Source organism: Bacillus sp. NEB1478 (genome assembly GCF_031582965.1).
Taxonomy (GTDB): Bacteria; Bacillota; Bacilli; order Bacillales; family Fictibacillaceae; genus Fictibacillus.
Genome location: NZ_CP134049.1, coordinates 2,667,537 through 2,688,999, shown reverse-complemented (window position 1 = coordinate 2,688,999; position 21,463 = coordinate 2,667,537). Strand labels below are relative to the sequence as shown.

Annotated in this window: 30 protein-coding genes; 21 read left to right on the top strand and 9 right to left on the bottom strand. The window is 38.8% G+C overall.

Features of this window, described 5'->3' with window-relative positions:
* Positions 1-82 precede the first annotated feature (82 nt).
* Both RGB74_RS13395 and RGB74_RS13390 read left to right on the top strand, forming a co-directional pair.
* Positions 83-880 (top strand): putative protein N(5)-glutamine methyltransferase, encoded by a 798-nt coding sequence (locus tag RGB74_RS13395; protein WP_310759801.1) that lies wholly within the window; start codon positions 83-85, stop codon positions 878-880.
* Positions 881-942: 62 nt separating this feature from the next.
* Positions 943-1,458, top strand: a complete 516-nt coding sequence (locus RGB74_RS13390; protein ID WP_310762879.1) for a DUF3189 family protein — start codon at positions 943-945, stop codon at positions 1,456-1,458.
* A gap of 46 nt (positions 1,459-1,504) precedes the next feature.
* Here RGB74_RS13390 and RGB74_RS13385 read toward each other — a convergent pair whose 3' ends face one another.
* The 3 genes from RGB74_RS13385 to RGB74_RS13375 all read right to left on the bottom strand — a co-directional run bounded on the left by RGB74_RS13385 (position 1,505) and on the right by RGB74_RS13375 (position 4,600).
* On the bottom strand, positions 1,505-2,326 hold the full coding sequence (locus RGB74_RS13385; RefSeq protein WP_310759800.1) for an STAS domain-containing protein: 822 nt from the start codon (positions 2,324-2,326) through the stop codon (positions 1,505-1,507).
* Between the two features lie 177 nt (positions 2,327-2,503).
* Positions 2,504-3,424, bottom strand: coding sequence for a heme o synthase (gene cyoE / locus RGB74_RS13380; protein WP_310762878.1), 921 nt, complete (start codon positions 3,422-3,424; stop codon positions 2,504-2,506).
* A 384-nt stretch (positions 3,425-3,808) separates the two neighbouring features.
* Complete coding sequence (locus tag RGB74_RS13375) at positions 3,809-4,600, bottom strand: hypothetical protein (protein ID WP_310759799.1); 792 nt, start codon at positions 4,598-4,600, stop codon at positions 3,809-3,811.
* A gap of 469 nt (positions 4,601-5,069) precedes the next feature.
* Here RGB74_RS13375 and RGB74_RS13370 point away from each other — a divergent pair, with 469 nt between their 5' ends.
* A complete protein-coding gene (locus RGB74_RS13370; protein WP_310759798.1) occupies positions 5,070-5,576 on the top strand; it encodes a competence protein ComK in 507 nt (168 codons plus the stop codon).
* A gap of 45 nt (positions 5,577-5,621) precedes the next feature.
* Here RGB74_RS13370 and RGB74_RS13365 read toward each other — a convergent pair whose 3' ends face one another.
* Positions 5,622-6,131, bottom strand: coding sequence for a hypothetical protein (locus RGB74_RS13365; protein WP_310759797.1), 510 nt, complete (start codon positions 6,129-6,131; stop codon positions 5,622-5,624).
* A 14-nt stretch (positions 6,132-6,145) separates the two neighbouring features.
* The gene (locus RGB74_RS13360) at positions 6,146-6,568 is read right to left on the bottom strand and encodes an NUDIX hydrolase (RefSeq protein ID WP_310759796.1); all 423 of its coding nucleotides are present in this window, start codon (positions 6,566-6,568) and stop codon (positions 6,146-6,148) included.
* Positions 6,569-6,683: 115 nt separating this feature from the next.
* On the opposite strand from RGB74_RS13360, the gene RGB74_RS13355 reads away from it, so the two are divergent.
* From RGB74_RS13355 to RGB74_RS13345, 3 genes are all read left to right on the top strand, one after another.
* Entirely contained in the window at positions 6,684-6,911 is a 228-nt protein-coding gene (locus tag RGB74_RS13355; RefSeq protein ID WP_310759795.1) for a hypothetical protein, read from the top strand.
* Positions 6,912-7,015: 104 nt separating this feature from the next.
* Complete coding sequence (locus tag RGB74_RS13350; protein ID WP_310759794.1) at positions 7,016-7,513, top strand: 2,4'-dihydroxyacetophenone dioxygenase family protein; 498 nt, start codon at positions 7,016-7,018, stop codon at positions 7,511-7,513.
* Positions 7,514-7,827: 314 nt separating this feature from the next.
* Positions 7,828-8,154, top strand: coding sequence for a hypothetical protein (locus tag RGB74_RS13345; RefSeq protein WP_310759793.1), 327 nt, complete (start codon positions 7,828-7,830; stop codon positions 8,152-8,154).
* Positions 8,155-8,188: 34 nt separating this feature from the next.
* Here the strand turns inward: RGB74_RS13345 and RGB74_RS13340 are convergent, their stop codons facing one another.
* Positions 8,189-8,506, bottom strand: a complete 318-nt coding sequence (locus RGB74_RS13340) for a hypothetical protein (protein WP_310759792.1) — start codon at positions 8,504-8,506, stop codon at positions 8,189-8,191.
* A 189-nt stretch (positions 8,507-8,695) separates the two neighbouring features.
* On the opposite strand from RGB74_RS13340, the gene RGB74_RS13335 reads away from it, so the two are divergent.
* The gene (locus RGB74_RS13335) at positions 8,696-9,121 is read left to right on the top strand and encodes a GNAT family N-acetyltransferase (RefSeq protein WP_310762877.1); all 426 of its coding nucleotides are present in this window, start codon (positions 8,696-8,698) and stop codon (positions 9,119-9,121) included.
* A gap of 40 nt (positions 9,122-9,161) precedes the next feature.
* Positions 9,162-9,404, top strand: coding sequence for a zinc ribbon domain-containing protein (locus RGB74_RS13330; RefSeq protein WP_310759791.1), 243 nt, complete (start codon positions 9,162-9,164; stop codon positions 9,402-9,404).
* Positions 9,405-9,438: 34 nt separating this feature from the next.
* Here the strand turns inward: RGB74_RS13330 and RGB74_RS13325 are convergent, their stop codons facing one another.
* The gene (locus RGB74_RS13325; RefSeq protein WP_310759790.1) at positions 9,439-9,828 is read right to left on the bottom strand and encodes a YkvA family protein; all 390 of its coding nucleotides are present in this window, start codon (positions 9,826-9,828) and stop codon (positions 9,439-9,441) included.
* Between the two features lie 114 nt (positions 9,829-9,942).
* Between RGB74_RS13325 and RGB74_RS13320 the strand changes: the two genes are divergently transcribed.
* The 11 genes from RGB74_RS13320 (at position 9,943) to RGB74_RS13270 (ending at position 16,193) form a co-directional block, all read left to right on the top strand.
* On the top strand, positions 9,943-10,227 hold the full coding sequence (locus RGB74_RS13320) for a hypothetical protein (RefSeq protein ID WP_310759789.1): 285 nt from the start codon (positions 9,943-9,945) through the stop codon (positions 10,225-10,227).
* A gap of 11 nt (positions 10,228-10,238) precedes the next feature.
* Entirely contained in the window at positions 10,239-11,045 is an 807-nt protein-coding gene (locus tag RGB74_RS13315; RefSeq protein WP_310759788.1) for a CPBP family intramembrane glutamic endopeptidase, read from the top strand.
* A gap of 15 nt (positions 11,046-11,060) precedes the next feature.
* Positions 11,061-11,567, top strand: a complete 507-nt coding sequence (locus tag RGB74_RS13310; RefSeq protein ID WP_310759787.1) for a chloramphenicol phosphotransferase CPT family protein — start codon at positions 11,061-11,063, stop codon at positions 11,565-11,567.
* Between the two features lie 141 nt (positions 11,568-11,708).
* Complete coding sequence (locus RGB74_RS13305; protein ID WP_310759786.1) at positions 11,709-11,954, top strand: hypothetical protein; 246 nt, start codon at positions 11,709-11,711, stop codon at positions 11,952-11,954.
* 10 nt (positions 11,955-11,964) lie between these two features.
* Positions 11,965-12,804, top strand: coding sequence for a DUF1835 domain-containing protein (locus RGB74_RS13300; RefSeq protein ID WP_310759785.1), 840 nt, complete (start codon positions 11,965-11,967; stop codon positions 12,802-12,804).
* Between the two features lie 27 nt (positions 12,805-12,831).
* A complete protein-coding gene (locus RGB74_RS13295; RefSeq protein WP_310759784.1) occupies positions 12,832-13,398 on the top strand; it encodes a GNAT family N-acetyltransferase in 567 nt (188 codons plus the stop codon).
* Positions 13,399-13,513: 115 nt separating this feature from the next.
* Positions 13,514-13,807, top strand: coding sequence for a hypothetical protein (locus RGB74_RS13290; RefSeq protein ID WP_310759783.1), 294 nt, complete (start codon positions 13,514-13,516; stop codon positions 13,805-13,807).
* A 98-nt stretch (positions 13,808-13,905) separates the two neighbouring features.
* On the top strand, positions 13,906-14,073 hold the full coding sequence (locus RGB74_RS13285) for a DUF3934 family protein (protein WP_310759782.1): 168 nt from the start codon (positions 13,906-13,908) through the stop codon (positions 14,071-14,073).
* Between the two features lie 125 nt (positions 14,074-14,198).
* On the top strand, positions 14,199-14,603 hold the full coding sequence (locus RGB74_RS13280; RefSeq protein ID WP_310759781.1) for a hypothetical protein: 405 nt from the start codon (positions 14,199-14,201) through the stop codon (positions 14,601-14,603).
* A 146-nt stretch (positions 14,604-14,749) separates the two neighbouring features.
* Positions 14,750-15,439 (top strand): hypothetical protein, encoded by a 690-nt coding sequence (locus tag RGB74_RS13275; RefSeq protein ID WP_310759780.1) that lies wholly within the window; start codon positions 14,750-14,752, stop codon positions 15,437-15,439.
* Position 15,440: 1 nt separating this feature from the next.
* Positions 15,441-16,193, top strand: coding sequence for a hypothetical protein (locus RGB74_RS13270; RefSeq protein ID WP_310759779.1), 753 nt, complete (start codon positions 15,441-15,443; stop codon positions 16,191-16,193).
* Positions 16,194-16,249: 56 nt separating this feature from the next.
* Here the strand turns inward: RGB74_RS13270 and cphA are convergent, their stop codons facing one another.
* Both cphA and RGB74_RS13260 read right to left on the bottom strand, forming a co-directional pair.
* Complete coding sequence (cphA, locus tag RGB74_RS13265) at positions 16,250-18,871, bottom strand: cyanophycin synthetase (RefSeq protein WP_310759778.1); 2,622 nt, start codon at positions 18,869-18,871, stop codon at positions 16,250-16,252.
* A 16-nt stretch (positions 18,872-18,887) separates the two neighbouring features.
* Entirely contained in the window at positions 18,888-19,682 is a 795-nt protein-coding gene (locus tag RGB74_RS13260) for a cyanophycinase (RefSeq protein ID WP_310759777.1), read from the bottom strand.
* Positions 19,683-19,965: 283 nt separating this feature from the next.
* Here RGB74_RS13260 and RGB74_RS13255 point away from each other — a divergent pair, with 283 nt between their 5' ends.
* Both RGB74_RS13255 and RGB74_RS13250 read left to right on the top strand, forming a co-directional pair.
* Positions 19,966-20,460, top strand: coding sequence for a competence protein ComK (locus RGB74_RS13255; RefSeq protein WP_310759776.1), 495 nt, complete (start codon positions 19,966-19,968; stop codon positions 20,458-20,460).
* A 127-nt stretch (positions 20,461-20,587) separates the two neighbouring features.
* The gene (locus tag RGB74_RS13250) at positions 20,588-21,460 is read left to right on the top strand and encodes an alpha/beta fold hydrolase (RefSeq protein ID WP_310759775.1); all 873 of its coding nucleotides are present in this window, start codon (positions 20,588-20,590) and stop codon (positions 21,458-21,460) included.
* Positions 21,461-21,463: the final 3 nt, after the last annotated feature.

Genomic DNA, 21,463 nt, shown 5'->3' with positions numbered 1-21,463 from the left:
AGTAGAGCACTTCGTTTATTAAAAAGGTAATAAGGGTTACATAAAGAACTATAAGCTTATGTAATTGCTGGGGGTGATCATTATGAAAACCGTCTCTCAAAAAGATGTAACATTTCACGAAATTGTAAAAAGGCTGCAGGATGCTGGCTGTGTTTTCGCAGAAGATGAAGCTCGATTGCTGATTTCAGAGGCTCTGACCGCAAGTGATCTTGATGCTATGGCAGATCAGCGGGTAGCTGGTTTTCCCCTCGAACAAGTGATTGGCTGGGCAGAGTTTTATGGTTACAGGATAGCGGTAGATCATGGAGTCTTTGTACCGCGTCGGCGAACCGAATTTCTTGTAAGTCAGGCTTCTGGAATTATCAGACCCGGTGACATCACCGTTGACCTGTGCTGTGGTTCAGGTGCTGTGGGGGCAGTGCTGGCGAAAACAGAAGAAGGCATCCATTTGTATGCTGCTGATATTGATCCTATCGCAGTTAAATGTGCTCTTCGGAATGTTTCTGATGTCGGCGGTTTTGTATACGAAGGTGATCTATATGATCCTCTTCCGTCTGAGTTGTTCGGCCATGTCCATTTAATTGTTGCCAACGCTCCATACGTACCAAGCTCCGCCATAAAGCTGCTTCCTTCTGAGGCGCAAGACCATGAGGCTCGAGTCGCCCTCGACGGCGGGAAGGATGGGCATGACATTCACCGTCAGATTGCTGCTGGGGCGTCACATTGGCTTGCACCGGGTGGCCATTTGCTTGTAGAGACAAGCGAGCGGCAAGCGCTACATACTCTTAAAATTTTTACCCAGAGTGGACTAATTTCACGAATTGTGAGATCTAGCGAATTAGATGCCACTGTAGTTATTGGGGCGAAATCTGCGGAATAGAAAGTATATCTAGGCCAAAATGGGTGATAATTATGGATGAAATGATCTTAGGAGATGTTAATATGATCTTTATCTATAATGATTATGGAGGAACGCACACGACAGCCCTTGCAGCTGCTTTTCATCTGAAGAAGCTTCCCTCTAATCAATCACTCACAAAAGAACAAATATTGAACGTAGATTACTTCAACAAACTCAAATCATCTGATATGGGAAAAATTATCTTTCATGGAGTAGATGAGGACGGTCATTCTGTTTATACAGTCGGCAGAGGCAACTCCAAAATTTTCGTACCCGGGCTGAAAAACATGGTTGAACTGCTGCAAAACGGAAACAATTCTGGCGAAAGGGTCGTGTTTTCGAACACTTCACCGACCGTTCCTATATCCATGACGTTTGGAGGGTTATTTTCGAGAAGGCTAGGAATCGACTTTATCGGAGTTCCTCTTTTGGTTCAGGGAGCAAAACAGGCTTCCGCTCATATCGCATATCTCGTTGAACATACGAAAGAAAGAGCCAAGCTGTCTGATGAAAAGGTTTTGATTTTAGAGAACACAAAAGAGTTTTTATATGCTTAAATCTGAATTTGAAAAAGCTCCCTGCAAAGGAAGCTTTTTTTTCGTCTTAGAAATTAAGAGCTTGGGCTAGTGTGGAAGTGATTTTTATGTTATCAAAAGAAACACCTAGCTGAACGGCGGTTTGTGCAATCTCTGGCCTTAATCCTGATAAGATCGGATCGATGCCTAACAATTTCAAAGAATCAACCAGTTTGAAAATTTGATGAGCGACCATTGTATCGATGACAAAAACGCCGGAAAGATCAATAAAAAGTCTGTCGATGTTCTTTTTCGTACATTGCTCTAATGTATTTTCAATCAAATGCTGTGCGCGGTGGGTATCTATATCACCAACGATAGGGAGCAAGCCAGTGTCTCTGCTCAATTGAATCACCGGGGAACTTAGCTCTGTTATAACATCGCGTTGAATATCTAACTTTCCTAAACTATTCTTGTGGTCGGCTTCTACAAATTTTAATGTGACGAGATTAATAGCATCGATTATCGCCCGGGTCCACATAAGGGATTCCTTTGGCACGTCGTTTCTGAATTCTTGGCGTATGAATTCTTGGATGAGGTCTAGGAAAAGGTCCTGAGTACGTTGAAGTTCTCTTAAGATAAAGTGGAGCGGAGTATTCAAAAATTCGCGGTTCTTTATCATGGTATCTATCCATCTTTCCAAATTTTGCTGAAAAATGACGTTATCGTCTGAAAAAACAGTGCATAGAATGAGTTGAAAATCCTGATTTGATTTTTTATACGACTCAATAATATGAGGATCTCTTGATGAAAAGACACCGGTTGGGTCTTCCTTAAGAAGTGTAGTATACCAATTCTCTGAAGAATCTTTTGCTCGGTTCAATAAAAATTGCTGCAACTTGTAGTTCATCTGTTTCCTCCATTACCCGAAATATAAACCCCTTTAATTCAATAATATTCTTTCTAATTAACGGAGTCTATCTTTAATTAATCAATTATCAAATATTTCGATGGTTGTAAGATTTAAGAAAAAAAAGGCTGTCAAAAAGTAAAAAATACTTTTGAACCAGCCCTCGATATCAAGATTTTATAAGAAATAGATTCCTACGAGCGAGTAGACAATAACGGTTGAGAACAAGATCGTCATATGAATCAAAGAGTAGATAAACAATAACTTTGCCCATTGCTCTGAATCCTTATTTTTTTTGTAACCATAGATACTAAGAACGAGCCAACCGACATTCATCAGCAATGCGACTAATGTAAGTCCTAAGCTCAAAGGCAAGAAAAGGAAGCTTGTAGCACTGAGCAGAACCAAGTAAACATTCGTTTGTTTGTACGTTCGGTCAACACCTTTTACTACAGGAAGCATCGGGATTCTTGCTGCCTTATATTCATCATGGCGTCTAATTGCAATCGCATAAAAATGCGGCATCTGCCAAATAACCTGAATGATGAAAAGAGCTGCTGCAGCGGGGTGAGCAATACTTCCGACCATTGCAGCCCACCCGATAAGCGGAGGCATTGCTCCAGAAATACTACCGACTTCGGTGTTGTAGATCGTTCTTCTTTTCGTCCACATCGTATAAGGAACAACGTAAAAGAAAAGTCCGAGAAATCCTAACACCCCAGCGAGCGGAGTAGTAAAGACAAGAGCTGTAAGTCCCGCAACAGCCATCAAAATTGCAAGCAGCAAAGCTGTTTTCGTGTTCATCTCACCCGTAACCGTCGGCCTGCTTTTCGTTCTTTCCATAATCGCATCGATATCGCGATCGTATAAATTATTAAACGCCCCGGCAGAACCGATTACAAGAATCGTTCCGATTAAGGCAAAAAGGATATCAAACAGCTTATCGGCGGGGTTAATATCGTACGTATATAAGGCCAGCGTCAATCCAGCAAACATCGGAACGAGATTCGATTTGATGATTCCCGTTTTCACAGTTTGTCCGAGAATGGCTGACGTTTTTTGTTTTTGAATACCTGTATCCATAATAAATGACACCATCTTCATTATATTCGTCTCACTATCATAACCAATTCATTGTAATCCTAAATCTTTCTCTCTTCAAATAATAAAACGTTAGAAAGCATATTAGGAAGGGATTTTATGAACATTTTGTGAGAAATTGCACAAACTTTAAGAAACGATGTATCAAGAACAGTTCCCCTTAGATAAGGGCTGTTCTTTTTTGTGTGTGAGAAATGATTATGTGAATTTGAGTGGTATCGGGATGTCGAAATTTGTAGAAAGACTCAATTATTTCTAATTAGACTCAATTCTTTAAAATTAGACTCAATTCACCTCCAATTAGACTCAATTAGCAGATTCGCACCATATGAATGAACAAAATAAAAGAAAAAACCGATCTCGATTAAAGATCGGTTCACATTATTTGAACATTACTGCAATTTTTAGCGCAATCATCGGATCATCTACTTGATCGAGCGTATAAACGGTAGATTCTTTCTGCCAAAGAATCCGATTATTGGTACCGGTGGCATCAACATGAACGTAGCCATGTTGTTTTGGAATCGGCAAGGTGTGTTTTTCTAAATATTCCACTGTATCTCGGGCGAGTTGTTCGCCGTCAACCGGTCTGGAGGTTTGAGTATGACTCGTAAGTGCCCAGCGACCTTCGTTCCAGCTGGTCCACAACGAACCTGCGCCAGCATCCTGATAACCAATAATGTTATGTCCGAGGTCAAGCTCCTGTCCGCCAACCTGGCTGAAATCCTGAAAAGCGATCTCTTCATCAGCCTTTTTTTGCGTATCGTATTTATGAACTGTGAGACGGGCAAGTGGTTTTGCATCAGAACTGCCGTTTTTTAGTGCTTGGTTGTTGATTGGGGTGGGTTCGGGCCCAACAAAAAACTGAACAGTATACATGTTCGTTTCGGATTGAGTAGTGGCTGATAAATGATCACTTTTATTTAGCGGAAGTTTTTCTGGGAGTGTGATAGGAATGTATATATCGATTTGTTTTTTAATTTCCGCGAGCACTTCTGTCTGTGATAATTCTTTTTCTTTATCAGGGTTTTGTTTCGGTTCAGCGTTTTGATCTAAAGCACCTTGGTTATTGTCTATCTGTTCGTTTTGCTGGGAAACATCTTCAGCTCCGGAACATCCGGTTGCCAGTATGAGAACGGCTACAACAGAACATAAGCATCTAACCCTGTTCATTACGTATCATCCCTTTTTGTTGTGATAGTGTAATTTTTCCCTCTTGCAAAATTGAAAAACGTCTATATTTCAGGTTTAATAGGAAAATTGGATTTTGAGTGTGAGCTGAGATAAAACCATTTTCTGAAATCCCCGTTTCTAGAATCTTTTAGGTGTATTGTAAAAAATAATAAATGATTGAAAAGCGATTTTTAGAAGTGATTTCCACAAAGACCAGAGACGTATCGTTATGAAGTAACTCGAATTCTGGTATACTATTTTGTCTATTGATGAAATATTCTGAAAAATATCGTCGAATTGGGTAGACTTGGAAAAAATGTAATGGTAAGATAGGACTACATAATTCGTTTAACTAGATAATTTGATCTATAAAATTTAGATAGGAGGTTAGATGTTAAAGTAGTTATTTCTGTTGGTGTAGTAAATAAAACCATAATATTACACATTTCAAAATTAAAGGAGCGAGTTGATGACATTAACAATGAAGCATGAAAAAGTAGAAAGCTATATTATTAATCCGGATACGATAGCGATTGTTCCCTTTATTAATGAGCGAGGGCAAGTTTGTTCAGAAATTTATGAACGAGATGCAATCTTGCTGGTTGAACAAAAACCGATCCGAATCATTAAGAACAGCTGCTATTTTTACGGAGGTTCATGGGAAGGCAAAAAAGATGCTGCCCGAAAGAATCTTGGTTTCATTCATTTTGCACCGATTATGATTGATTCTAAACTTAACCTCTATTTCTTCCCGATCGAATCACCACGAAGTGACACCTGTATTTGGCTGTCGCAGCCTCACACACGGAAAATTGAAAAGATGGGACATAAACGTTCCAGTGCCATTTTTTCCAACGGCATAGACTTACCCATTAATCGTTCAAAAGGATCTTTAGAATCCAAACTCCATCGAGCAGCTCAATATCGAAGCGTTCTAAACGATAGAACAAAAGAAAGAGAACCATCTCTTACATAGAAAAAAGCGCCTGATGAGATTATGTCATCAGGCGTTTATCATTTCTTACAAATTAAATATCTCATGTGCTTTATCCGCTCTCATTCGGTTATGGGAAAGTTTGAAGAGGTCAGCGGCAAATCGTTCAACGTCTTTTGGTTTCTGCGGGATTGGAATGTGAACAGTTAAAGAACCAAAAGTCTGTTTAAAATAAGATTTTCGTATATCGTTCTTTCCATCCCTTTTCAATGGATTGTATGTCCATATCAATTGAGGGATTTCATCTATAGTCGATGTGCGCTGTATTTCTGCTACAGTGGTTGATTTGTTATGAGTATAGATAACCAGGTAAAAGTTGTCATTTCTATGCCAGTCGATAAACAGAAAATAATAGCCGTTTTCTTCAGGAATCGATACGGAAAAAGCGGCAAGTACTGTTTTTTCCTTTGTCCATTGGTGGAAGTCAGGAAGCTGGTTATCAGTTAAACGAAACTTTTGAACATCATATTTGGCTGATGGTTTTTCCTGCCATTTGTCCATTAGAGTGATAATTGAGATCGCTAATTCTTTTTCCATAGGGATTCTCCTATCTAAATTACTGCATGCTTAGAATATACGCAGTTCTTTTCAAAATCTGCCAGGATGTGGGAAGGCAGATACAGTTGAAGCTCTTCTGCTGAAACCCATTTAAAATCTGAGTGCTCGTCAGAAATCACAACATGAGATGTTCCGCTTTTACATATGTATTTTAGAAGGATGACTTTTCGCTCTGTACTTGTAAAAAAGGATGTTGCATACAAAAGCTTGTCTACCATTATGTCCAATCCAGCCTCTTCTTTTGTTTCCCGAATAAGAGCGGTTTCTAATTCTTCCTCAAATTCGATCTTACCTCCGACAAATTCCCTTGTTCCGGCACCAAACTCGTCATCATCCGAACGTTTTACGATGAGCATTTTTTTTTCATGAAAAATGATTCCTTTAACAACAACATCTATGATTTCAGTGGCTATCATAATCATCACTCTTTCAATTTTATGGAAATCATTACAGGTTAATAGTATCATAATAATGAAAGGGCACTATAATAAAAACAGCAGTGATTATCGAATAATAAGGGAGAGAATCAATATGGCGAAAACGCAAGCCAGGAAACTAAGAGATAAATTAGTTCGAGAAGGAAAAAGAAATCCGGAGTCGAACAGAAGTTCATTCGCGACCGCGGACATTTACAAAATGATGGCATCAAAGAAAACGAAAACAAAGAAAGACAAATTGAATCAGGTGAAACATAAAGGGCGATTATCAGGAGCTGTAAACAGCGACGGTGGTAATGGCTCTTATTTATTGGCGGGATAAAGTTTTAATGGAAAATGTGTATTTAAAAAGGAATTTGTTCATTTCCACAGAATTTGTATTCAGTTCTTAGTTAAGACTTTACAGATAGAAAGAGGTTCGATGAAATGAACAAACTTGTGGATGATGGTTTAATAAAATTTGCAGAAATTCTCCAGCTGCCCGAGAGAGTAGTGGATACGGAAGAAATGCCATGGATTCCTTTTGAAGAGAACGAAGTATGCCACTTTAAGCCGATTCGATTCGACTTCACAAGAGGAACGTGGACTTATTTGTTTAAAATAAAAAGTAATCAAACGTTAACACGGCACAGGCATACAGGTGGAAGTGTGATGGGTTATAATCTCCAAGGGAGGTGGCGATACGCAGAGAAAGAATGGATCGCGAAACCGGGAACATTCATATTCGAACCGCCTGGAGATATACATACATTAATTACTGAAGGAGAAGATGTGATTTCCCTCTTTATTTTGGGCGGATCCCTTCAGTATTTCGATGAACAAGACCAAATCATCGGCCAAGATGATATTTTCTCCGTATATAAGAAGTATTGCGATTATTGTAACGAAAAGGGCATGCCGATTCGTGAGGATTTAAGGTATTAAGTACAGTGGAGACTTGATCACTTGCAGCGAATCCTACCAAAGTGGAGGAGAATTCTACCAAATGAGGTATCAATCCTACCAAAAAGAAGAGTAATCCTACCAAAAAAGATAATTATCCTTTTTTACTCAGCAAAAACGTTATACATATTTAAACTCATCACGCTCGGCTTCGCATTCAGGAAAGTGCTTTCAGCAAACAAGTCAAACAGGCTAATGAAGAATACATGGCAAAATAATTATCAAGCCGAACTTTTTATAAGAAAACTCCATATGATATCTGGGTAGAAGTTTATGTTCAGACTGGAGTGATACCGTTGAATTATTATAGGGTCCCGGGAGTTGTCAAAGACCCTCCTGCAACACCATCTGCAACGGATGGTGATGGGAACTTTGTATATAAACCGCCTAATAATACCGGAACGTATTTGGCAATAATTGGCGGTATCCTAAATGTTATTGGAGATACGTTCGGAACAATAGGTGATATTATACAGCTAAACTCAGATGTTAGTGCTGATTTTCAATCTCAGGTAGATGATTTTAAGTCTGACCAAGAAAAAGACAAAATGCAGAAACAAATAGATGATCTTACAGAAACCGTGAAAAAGCTGGAGCAGATGATAAGGAATAACCAAAAATAAAGATAACTTCTTTGGAGGGAAGTTATCTTTTTCTTTAATTTTCTTTAATTTCACTAACATTCTCGATTTTCTCTACGAACATCTTAAACACACTGCGTTTTTCTTCGAGCTTCTTTATCGTTTCTTTTAGCTCATTGTACTTCACTTCGAAAGGCTTTTGATAAGTTGATTTGATATTGTTTATGATTTCCTCATTGATCGTGGATTGAATCACTTGTTTTGTTATACCAAATTTATAAGAATAAAGCTGAAGTTCACTTTTCACTCTTTCATATTCTTCATCTAATTCATTCTTTTGCTTTGCAATTTCTTCTTTCCACTCTAGCAGAGCATCTTTTACATAAGGCTCCATTTTTTTCCTCCTTTAAAACAGTTCACATAAGTCATGATCGTTTATGTACTCCTTAAACTATTTATAATGAAACGCTCATTTATGGGGGTTGATTTTTCTCGTTGACTAAATTTTTCCATAAACATATGATTGAATTACCATTACTAATTGTTGAAAAAGGGGACGAAATGGATGATTTAAACGAACAGACTGAAAATCATTCCGGGGGATCATGCCTTTACATCCAAGTTATCTCCAGATGATTATGAGATCCACGGTTTTATAAAAAAATATTTAGAGAACTTGAAAGAGGATGCTAGTCTGCTAGGCTGGGGTGTTTGGTTTGTTATTGAAAAAGAATCAGGCATGATTATCGGTGACATCGGCTTTAAAGGAAAACCGGTGGATCACACTGTTGAAGTTGGGTATGGCATCATTCCATCGGCTCAAAATAAGGGCTATGCGACTGAATCCGTTCATAGAATCATAGAGTGGGCGTTGGACCATCAGGAAGTACATAACGTGGTTGCGGAATGTTTAGATGATAACACTGCATCCATAAAAGTTTTAGAAAAACTAAAAATGAACAAAACAAGGCAAGATGGGAACATGTTGAAGTGGGAGCTGGTTAAATAATCAGCAATGGGAAGTTATTTACGTTAAGGAGATGATGAAGATGAGCAGAGTGGGAGAGGCGATCCGAAATAAATTTAAGTGTACAAAATGCAGTCATTCACAGTGCAGAACAAAGGAACTTGCTATGACTGGATCAGGTTTAAGCAAACTCTTTGATATCCAGCATAATCATTTTCTTTTTGTGTCATGCGCAAATTGCGGATATGTCGAAGTGTATGATCCGAATGTGTTAGAAGGCAAAAAGGGACAGTTAAGTACAGTCTTAGATATTTTGTTTGGTTAATGAGGAAAGGAGCTGTTGATCGCGCAGCCCTTTTTTACTGTCGAAATCCAATTACTAATTTGCCTATCCAAACGGCTAACAAGATCCAAATCATAATAAAGATAATTCCGACAAACCAGTTCTTCGGTTTACCTTTTTGTTTTATTTGTTCAGCCATTTCACGATTTTCGTCAATCACGATCTGCGGGATTAATTTTAAAGCAAGGGAGATCCCGAGAGGAACGATGATCAAGTCGTCCAGGTATCCCAAAACTGGAATGAAATCGGGAATTAAATCAATGGGGCTGAAGGCATAAGCCACCACACAAATAGCAACTGCCTTGGCATGCCAAGGTGTTCTATGATCTTTGTACGAGAGATATATGACAAATAAATCTTGTTTTAATTTCTTTGCATAGTTTTTTAACTTATTTAATACTCCCATTACGTACCTCCGTTTTCTTTTGATTATAAATAAGAATTGTTTCGGCGTAAAACGAATGGAAAAAAGAAACGGAAAAGAACGTTTAAAAAGACAAGAAAGGATGCTGATTTACGCATGACAACAACTTTTTTTTGGCTTATTTTGCTTGCCTTTCTTAGTTTTAGTGTATTAAGTATGGTTATTAAATCTATTTTAAACCGTAATTGGAAACTCTTTTATACTGCATTAAGTGAGGAGAATTATTTTCAAATTACCGGAAAGCTGAAAGAGGCCGGTGTGAAATATAGAACGGAAGTCCCCGTGAGTGTACGAGCCCGTCATTATAATGAAAACACGCAATTTGATATATATGTAAAAAAAGAAGAAGAACATAAAGCAGTGTCAGTACTGCGAAAATGAGGATGCAAACGATGAAGAAATTAGGGTTTGGTTTAGGTGGATTTATTCTACTCGATTTGTATTTTAATGTCACGACTCATATGATCTCGAACACAATCATTCAATTTATTAGTATTTTGCTATTTTTTCCGATCGCTTCCTATATTGCAAAATTAAATGGATTACCTGGTCTGCGAGGGATTGGATTAACAAAGAATTCAAATTACATCAAGTATTTCTTTGTTAGTTTTTTGTTTGGCTTTAGTGTTTGGTCACTTTTGTATTTTACATATTGGAGTTTAGGCAAATTTGAAATAACAGGTGTTCAAATGGGTTGGAATGCCGCGTGGAATTTGCTTCAAGTGCTGGTTGGTTTTTTTCTTGGTTCGTTTATTAACGATCTTGTTACACGCGGCTATGTGATGAATCTATTAAAAGGAAAGTTGTCTCCTATCATGATTGGGATCATCAGCATTATCATTTATGCACTGGATGATTTTTGGAACGGTGACTTTACGCTTATGAACTTTGTCTTTTCTTTCGTATTAGGTTGTTCACTAACCTTTGCGTTCTATAAAACAGGAACCATCTGGGCGGATACCGGCCTTCATTTTGGGTTGAACATCGCTTATGGATTATTATATGGACTCATCGGGAAACCAGGCGGCGGAATCATTCTTATTTCCAAAGGTGAAATTAGTCCGGTGGTGAATAACATGATCGTGTTGATGATGGCGTCACTGCTGTTTGTAATCGTGTATTTTTATTATCGGAAGAAGGAACAAATTGTAACTGAAATACAAATTCAGGGTAATTTAACACTGAATACAAAATCATGAATAAGAGAGGGAAGTATGAGTAAAGGAAGAATTATTTTATTAAACGGTGTATCCAGTTCGGGAAAATCTACATTATCCAAAAAATTAGTAGAAAAGCTTCCTGACTATTTTCACTTAAGCATTGATGATTTTGATCGTGTCATTGAAATGATGGAAAACCGGGATCAAAACAAGTTAATTCCGGTTCCGACAGAGTATTTTTTTCATCGAACGGTAGCCATGTTTTCTGATAAAGGAATTAATCTCGTTGTCGATCAGGTAATGCATGATCAGTTTTCATTGGAAGATTGCCTGGAAACACTGAATGAATACCCCGTTTTTATTGTCGGTGTGCACTGTCCTCTTGAAGAGTTGGAACGAAGAGAAGGGGTAAGGGGAGATCGTACTATCGGGCAAGCAAAGAATCAATTAAAATTTGTTCATCAGCAAAATGAAAGGTACGACATTAACGTTGATACTTATCATGATGGAATTGAGGCTTGTGTTGATAAAATAGTTGAAAGATTAGCGATTGTAAATTAATAATTGCCAGCCTTTAAATATGAAAGGGTGGTTTTTTTATTGATGAGCAAGTGAGAAATTTTATTTAAAAGTTTGAATTATCTAATTTTTCTTATGGGTAATTGTGGTAAAATTTTTAAGACAGCATAAGGGGGGACGGGAATGGGGCAAATTGACAAACGGAAAAAGCTTGATGAAGAGATTTTTACTTATCGCTTAACGAAGAATAATACGGTGTTTATTGATTACAAAGGGAAGCAAGTTATGATTTTAAAAGGCAAAGAAGCGGAGAAAATAATGAGCAGGATCAACTCTGCGAACAGTGAAAAAGAAGTTCAGCTTATCCTTGCCAAAGTGACCGGTAACTTTAAGAGAGGAAACGAACGGTCTAATTCGAATAAAAATTAAAGGAGTCTTCATGAACGTACATATTTTGTTTGGTGAATCTCCAGCTGGCTGCATGAAATGGATGCTGAAAGAAAGCGGACAAGAGGATTTGAATAGAGTAATAGGTTTTGGTGATTTATTTTCTATTGGCCCCCTTCACCATTTAGAGAATGATTCCGGGATGATAAAACGAGCGAATTGGCTGAATGAACTGAATCTGGCTGACGATTTCTTTGATAAAGATTTTGAGCGGAATTTTCAGCAAACACTTCATGAGATTGAGATGATATCTGAGGATGAAATGATCACGATTTGGACTGCAAATAATGCGCATGAACAAACTGGATTACGTTTTGTGCTGAAGCTGCTTCAAAACAAAAGGAATGAAATACTCGTGATTAACTCAAATGAAAGCTTTGATATGTATTGTAAAGAGCCTGATCTTTATTATGATTCCTTACGAACAGGGGAGATATCTCCAGAGAATATGAATATAATCATGAAAAAGACAAAAGATGATGAGCGTCTGCCATTGGAGAAGAAACAGTTGTTTATTAATGAATGGAATCAATTAAATGAAACACGCGAGATTCTTCGCATATGGGAAGATCACAAGATTAAGAGTGTAGAAAGCGATTATTTTGATTCGTTTATTATAAAAATGGCTAAACGCATACATGGAAAACGGAGCGGAGATTTTATGAAGGCTCCCCGATTGATCGGAACTGTTCTCGGCCATATGACACAGTACACAGGAGATGCTTTTATTCAAAACCGCCTGCTTCATTTGATCGAAAAGGGAACATTCGAATATGAAGGAACACTGGACAGTATGAGAAACTATAGTATTCGGCTTGTTAAAGATCAATGAGGAAGATTCGAGAAAGGAAGTGATCGGATGGAAAAGATCATGGATTTGAGTGAGAAGTTATGTGCTGAACATATTTATTTAAGGTTTTTAAGCAAGGAAGATACGGAGTCTATGCTGCAGCTGCAGTTGGAAAATAGAGATTTCTTTGAACAGTTTGCCCCTGAACGAGATGAAGAATATTATACGCTGGAAGAACAGCAAAAACGTTTGGAGACGTTTAAAGAAAGCGCAAAGAAGGATAACGACTATTATTTTGGTCTTTTTTTAAATGAGAGCGATGAGCTAATTGGTACGATCAACCTGTTTGCAATCATGCGAGGCTCGATTCAGAGTGCGTATGTCGGCTACTTTTTGGATAAAAAGCATAATGGAAAAGGTTATATGACAGAGGCTGTTCAGCTGATTGTTGCATACGCTTTTGAAGAATTGAAGCTGCACCGGGTTGAAGCGGGAGTGATGCCGCATAACCTAGGTTCGATACGCGTGCTGGAAAAGGCGGGATTCGAAAGAGAAGGGCTTAACCGAAAAAATGTAAAAATCAACGGCAAGTGGGAAGACCACGTACACCTGGCCATCGTGAATCCGAATGACTAACTAAGTAATGAGTGAGTCTAAGTGGTAGGTTCGTGTAATTCAACAAACGAAGAGCCCAATCCGACAAACAAGGGCTAAAATCCTGTACAAACTTAAAAGGAAAGGCTGTTTCAATATGAAACTATACAACCGCATCGTCGATTACCTATTCAACAATCGGAATGAACGAAAGCTGAGTGAATTGCTGACTTACATCACGATCATGTGCACGCTTCACTTATTGAACTTTCCTCATCACTGGAATTTCATAATGATCTTCATCAGCTTTTTAATTATTGCCTACATTCTTTATCACCTTGTCGACCGAATATTTCGCTTTATACTTGGAAAACGAAATATCGAAGTTGGATTTAGGTCTTTCATGATGGGATGTGCTGTCATCGCAACGTTTAACACATTCGTAAATTAATATTCCGGATTCACCCCGTTTTCTGCCCGAGTGTAGTATAATTCAATCTTAATACTTAATAATGATACTAAGATATATAAAGTTCATGGAGTGATAAGATGAGTAAAGCAAAAGGCAAAGGCGGAACGGGCAGAGGGACTGGGAAAAAGGGCTGGAACCGTTGGAAAACAAGCAGCAAGAAAAAAGGACCCAAACCTTATGTAAGTAAAGGAACGAAAAAACCAGAGAATCAAAAAGAAAACAATAGTGATGATGTATTGAATTAATAGGAAAAACTGACTCGAACGATTATTGAGAAATAATCTACAGAAGAGTTAGTTTTTTTATTTGAAGAATAAATGTCTCCTTTACGCAATAAGATTAAATAACATTTCGTATTGGAGGACGAGCCATGGCTAACCAAATAGATTACACGATTTCAGAGGATTTGGTGATTAAATACCAAACACTCAACGACAGAAAAAAAGAAATCGAAAAAGAACTAGATGAGCTCAAGAAAGTTTTTCATATTTATTTTGACAGCATGGTTGGGAAAAACGAAAAAGGCGAAGTAACCGTAAATAATTACAAGCTCCAGCGCCAAATCAGGAAATCAGAAAAATTTAATGATGAGAAGACCGTTCAAAAATTAGAACAATTAAATATGAATGATCTTATCCAGCTCGTTAAAAAACCGGATGAAGACAAAGTGAAATCAGCACTCACATTAGGATTTTTAAAAGAAGAAGATTTAGAAGGGTGCCTCATCAAGAGTGCATCACAAGCAATTGTGGTGAAAGAGATTCAGAAAAAATAAAGCATTAGGTCAGGGCATTACTTTAAAAAGTAATACTTTTTTTTATTTCCAATATAACCCACAAACTTAAATTATTGGTACAATATTCCTAATTAGGATTTACAGAAGGCGGTGTTTTTATCATTCATTTTGATTATGATTTCAACTTGGCATCATTATTAACGACAACCATAGCTTGGATTATCATTGGATTTCTTATTTATCGTATTTATAGAAAACAAGATGTGAAGCCAAAAATCTGGAAAGTCATAATCATAGTAGCTGCCGGTTTTGTTACATTTTCCTTTAATATTGAAGTCGCGCATACGAAGGTGAAGATTCCCGTCTTACCGCTCGGGGTTTGGTTACTTTATCTCAGCTTCAGAAATCGGAAAGGAAGATGGAAAGTGTATCGTCGGTTCGCATGGCTTGGATTCTTTACAAACTTTATTTTCTTAGCAGGTGCACTGGGATCACTTCAAATTTATAACGCGATGTATCCTGACGACAAGCTTTCTACATATATCGCAAAGGTAGATAAACCGGCTATTATTCAACTGCATCCATCTGCAAAAAACGCCGAACTAAATGAAAACCTCATTAAAGTCATACAGAAGATGAAACCTGCAGATATGCATAGTGATGAGTGGGTAAATGAGACGATTACGATGGAGATTGAGCCAGAAGACAGAAAAGAACGATTTCCTTATCAGCTGACAGGGGCTATCCCGAAATGGGGGAGTGAAACCGAGCCAATGATTTATATGGAAGAAGACGGAAGAGGTTTGCTTATCACTTTATACCAAAAACAATATTATTTCCGCTCTGAGCATTCGCTGCTGAAAGGAGTGGAGTAGCTTGAAAAAGAAACGCTATCTGTTCACCATTCTTGGAATCATTCTAATTCTATCCGCTGTTCTACTTATAAATAGATTTTATTTTTCGAAGCCTGAACCATTTCTATCTAATAATCAAATCATCAACGGGATCAATAACTTTTTAATTGAAGATCCAGCCAATAAAGTTCAAAAAGCACTTCAGGTGGATTCCCGTCATTACTTTGTTCCGTTTATTACAAAAGAAGGACATTACGGCACAAGCTATTGGGAATGGAAAAAGCACGAATGGAAGATGCTCTATGCAGGAAACAGGGGAGAACCTCGTTTGTGGCGGATTGATATAAATGACCCATCGACGTTCTGCATCGTGTGGAACATGGATCCAAAAGATAAAGTAAGTGATATTGATTTTTATTTATCAAAAGACAGGAACTATTCAATAGACAATGGGACAGAACATTATTATTCTCCTAAAGTACAGATGAAAAAGACAATCGCGGTTAATCAAAAGTCGTATGGTGTTCTCAAACTTCCAAAAGAGTGGCAAACCGTGATAGAGTCTGTTGTAAAATCGAAAACAAAAGGGCAAACAAGTCCATTCATAGAATTCAATCTTAATCAGCAAATGTATTTTGGCTGGGTCCCGTATGATGGTGCGGGAAAAAGAGCTACACCGGGATTGGATGGGTATGATGGTTATGGGTATACGAATGACAACATAGATTTAGATTATTTGAGATACTTAAATGAATCCGAATTGGAATCTAGATAAAAACTTAAAGAAAAAACAGTGCATCTCCTCCAATTGAGAAACTGCACTGTTTTTTCTTATTCTGCTTTTTGTAAAATAGGTTGAGAGTTTTTGATTTTTTGCAGGAAGCACTCTATGGAAGTGTACTCGTCATAGAGGAAGACAATAATGTCATTTGGCAGTGAGCGTTCCCAAGCCTGAATCATGGCATCAAGTTCTTTTGGATATACATGTATGTCTGGTTTGCGCTGGGATTCTTTAATACCTGTATAAAGCAGATGAACAGTCTCGCCAGGTATACGCCCGCGCAAGTTTACGTCTTCCTTAATGATAAAAATATCAGAATGACTGCCAAAAATTCGGCCCATCTCTTGAATGGTCGTGTCCTTTCTGTCGCCTGCGGCGGATCCAACTGTGATGACTCGTCCCTTTTTCAGATGATCAACCGTTTCGAATAGCGCTTTTAATCCAGCCGGATTGTGTGCGTAATCTACTACGATCGTTCGGTCTTGAATGTTTACGATATTGAAACGGCCACGATTCTGAGTCTCAGTCGGCAGAAACGTAATAATCTTGCTGCGCAGTTCGGATAATTGATGCCCTAAAGATTGAGCAGCAGCCAAAGCCGCAAGTACATTTGCGACATTATGACGAGCTGCACCATTTATCGTCAGCGGAATATGAGAGACAGGCAAGAACCTTTCTGTTTTTCCCTTCTCGCTGAACATCACCCAGTCGCTCTCCAAATACCAAACTTTAGAGCCTTTCGTTAACGCCTCTTGAACAACAGGGTTCATGAGTGACAGCGAAAAATAGACGACTTCACCGTTCGTATGCTGCGCCATATCCACGCAAAGCGGATCATCTGCATTTAAAATGCACGTACCTTCCGGAAGAACAACTTCAGGGATCGTTTGCTTCAGCTTCTTAAGGTCTTCTAATGTTTCAACACCATTCAGCCCAAGGTGATCTTCGCTGACGTTCGTTACAATTCCCACATCACAATAACGGAAAGCGAGTCCTTCTCGGAGCATCCCGCCTCTCGCTGTTTCCAAAACTGCAACATCAACCCCTGGATGTGATAAAACTTTGCGTGCACTCTTAGGACCGCTGCAATCTCCTGAATCCAATTGCTGATCACCCACCCAGACGCCATCAGAACAAGTCAGGCCAACCGTCACATTATCTTTTTTCAGCAAGTGTGAAACCAAGCGGGAAGTGGTTGTTTTACCATTTGTACCTGTTACAGCAACTACAGGAATCGCAGCTTCTTCTCTTGAAGAGAACAAATAGTCAACGATTGCTCCGCCTGCATCACGGCTTTTTCCTTTCGATGGATAGAGGTGCATGCGGATGCCTGGAGCTGCGTTCACTTCAAGGATAGCAGCTTCGCCTTCTATAAAAGGAACCGTAACATCGGTAGAAAGGATATCGATTCCTGCGATATCTAAACCGACAGCCGTCGCCGCTTCGATCGCCATTTTGCGATATTGAGGATGAACTTCATCCGTTACATCTACCGCAGAACCTCCAGTCGAAAGGTTTGCGTTTCCAAGAACGGCCAAAGCTTGTCCTTTTTTTAGAACAGATTCCAGAGAATAACCGCATTTTTCAAGATGCACAACTGTTCGTTCATCGAGAGGGATCTTTGTCATCGCCTTCTCGTGCCCCTCACCGCGCAGCGGGTTTACGTTTTCTTCTTCAATTAATTCAGCAATCGTTTTGCGTCCATCTCCGATCAAGATAGGGGGCATGCGCAAACTTGCGGCTACCAATTCACCGTTAACAACAAAAAAGCGATAATCATTTCCAGCATAATAACGCTCAAGAATATATAGCGTTCCTTCACTATATACACAGCGGAATGCCGTGATTAAATCGTCATCATTTCGAATGTCTGTTACAATATTCTGTCCTTGTCGTCCGTTCAGCGGCTTAATTACCAGCGGGTAGCCGATTTTTTCAGCCGACTTAAGGAGGTCATACTCGTTTGATACAACATCACCAGAGGGTACAGGAAGACCTGCACTTTTAAGCAGCGTTTTTGTCATGTCTTTATCACACGAGTTTTCCACAGCTAAATAAGATGACTGAGAAGAAATGGTAGCTTGCACAGACTTTTGCTTTCTGCCCGTTCCGAGTCTAAGGATGCTGTTTGATCCGATTCGTTCGACTGGGATTTTGCGTGCTCGAGCTGCCTGATAGATCGCTTCTGTACTAGGACCTAGTTTATGCATGTGATAAAGATCAGACGTGTGCTGGATATAAGAACCTGCACTGATCTCTTTTCCTTCTAAAATAGCTGTCACGATTTCAATGGCTGCTTCAAACGCGTAGAACCCAGACTTCGGCTCTACATAATCATAGGTTACGAAATAAATACCCTTTCGCTCGCTCGTAATGGTCTTGCCGCGTTTTACCTTAATACCTGCAAGGTGTTGAATCTCGAGTGCGATATGCTCTAAAATATGTCCCATCCAGGTACCTTCATGCAGTCTTTCTACAAACCCGCCAGCATAGCCTCTCGAGCATGAATGCGTGTGTAGGGTAGGGATGACTCGCAATAAGTTTTCAGTGAAACCCGGCAGCATGTTAGACGGCTTTTCCTCGTATTCTTCTATATCAAGTTCAATCCAGATAGTAGGTTTGAAGCTGTAAAGGTTAGGTCCTGTTAAATAATTGACGCGATTGATTTTCATTTTATTCGTTCGCTCCTTAAGAGATGATCAATTCTCGTGTGTGTAAATTGAAAACCGCGCCCGCACCCAGCGTATGGAAACGGATATCGGATATGGTCATGTTCCCTTTGTTTTCAGCAATATCAATGTAAGTGGAAGTCTTTCCATCAAATATGCTTACGTTATATTCGCCGATTACTTCAAATTGTTCACCATCATTATGTACCCAAATGGCCGTGTTTTCATCGATACCGATGCCAATGATCTGGGGATTTAACGCGATGGCCCGCATTAGCCGGCTAAAACGATCTCGTTGAGAAAAATGCTGATCTATAATAACGTCTTCTAAAAAGCCAAAGCCTGAGCCCATCTCCAAAACAGAAATATCCTCTTTTTCATAAAGCTTAGAAGAAATAATCATCAATCTGCTCATGACTGCAGCACCGGCACTCGTTCCGCCGATAATCAATCCGTTGTTCCATTGTTTGTGAAGGTGTTTATAAAAGGAGGTTCCTCCGAGAATACTCGTCAGTCTCAACTGGTCTCCGCCGGTCATGAATAATCCAGACAGGGAAGAGAGTTGTTCCGGGAGTGCTGGATCTTCCGCTTTTTCACGGGAATCTAAATGGAAAAGGATAGGCTTTGTTCCATGTAATGATTTAAATAGTCTTTCATATTCGCCGCCAACTTCTTCAGGTAAACCAGTTGCTGTTGTCAAGATTCCGATCGGACCTTGACGGTTTCTGCATAAAGCTGCGAACCTCGACAGAATTAATTTGTTTTCGCTTTTGTCTTCATTACCGCCAATGATCAGCAGATCACCTTTTGCCATTTTTCAACCGCCTTTTTTGCTTAAGTTTGTAATCCGAAAAATAGGTCGAAAATCTCAAGTCCTATTTCGCCCTGTTATGTATACCACTAATGGATGAACCCGAAACCAAATTCAGTAAAATATGTACTTATTTTTAATAGATTTGAAATTATTGTAAAAATACCTAGATTATTGTCAGAATAGTCAGTATAATTTACCTATTGGATGATTAAAGTATTTAGATTCTTTCATTTTGAAAGGAGGGTTGTGTAAAAACGCAAGGAAAAATAAGGAGGATGAATGAATGGAAAAAAACGTACTTCTCAGTTCCTACGAAATTGATACGAGCACAATGGCCCTTTTACCTTTTTATAACGAGTATGGCGATGTAAATACTGAAGTGCTCGAAACTGAAAAAAATGAAAGGATTGAAGTTAGTCCAATTAAAATCATCAACGAAAGCTGTTTGTTTTTCGGTTCCAGTTATGAAGGCAGGCGTGAAGCCGTTCGCCGCTCCATGGGTTATGTTAGTTTGTCCCCTATAATGATTAACCTCGAGCTTGGCATATTCTTTTTTCCCGTAGAATCTCCCAAAAATGAATCATGTATCTGGCTGTCTCAATCTCACGTCCAGCGTATTGAATCGGTAGACTCCGACACGTGCAGCGTCCACTTTAAAAACACCGCAAACCTGATTTTACCCCAATCGAAATACGCACTTGAGGCCAAACTATTCCGAACCGCTCAGTACCGTTATATCCTGACAGAACGGATCAGTGAAAGAACACCAAGATATTAAAACTTATATGATAAAAAAGCGCCCGGTGCAGAATGTTGCACGGGCGTTTTGTGTTTAAGAGCAAAAAAGGAATTTGTTTACAAATATCGAAATAAAGATAATAGTATGCAGAAAGTACGGGTGTAAAGTGAGACATATAGAATTTTTATATATCGAAGGTAAGATACTTGAATATTCAATTGTTGGGCAAGGCGCGCCTATCCTTATTTTCCATGGAGGCCATTCCAATTGTTATGAGGAATTTGGTTATGCAGAATTAATAGAAGCTGGTTATCAGTTAATCACTCCATCGAGGCCGGGTTACGGAAAAACTTCTTCAGAATGGGGAAAAGACTTAGATACGGCAAGTAATGCATATATAAAATTATTGGACCAATTAGGTATTGATCAGGTTCATGTGATTGCGATTTCTGCTGGAGGGCCGAGCGGATTGCACCTTGCAGCTTCTTATCCGGAGCGGGTAAAAAGTTTAGTTCTTCAATCAGCAGTTACAAAAGAGTGGCTTACACCAAGGGATAAAGAATACAAGGCAGCTCACTTGTTATTTCGTCCGAGTACCGAAAAACATGTGTGGAAGCTGATTGGTTTTATGAGTAATCAGTTTCCGAGATTTATCTTCAAGCAAATGCTCTCTTCATTTAGTCAAATGAGAGGGAGTGAAATTTGGAATCATATAAGCGATGATGACCTTGATGCATTTCGTAAAATGAATAATCGCCAGCGTTCTGGCTCAGGATTTTTAATTGATATCAAACAAACAAAACAAATAAAGCATTCACACCTAAACGCCATTAAGAGACCAGTTCTAATCATGCATAGCAAAAATGATTCCGCCGTTCCGATAAAGCATGCCAAATATGCTCAAGAAAATATTCCGAATGCACAGCTAGACATTTTAAATACATGGGGTCATCTGATCTGGATTGGTAAAGGTTCATCTGAAGTGAATCGTAAAGTGATTGATTTTTTAAAACTTAGGACATTAATGATAGGAGTTTGAACA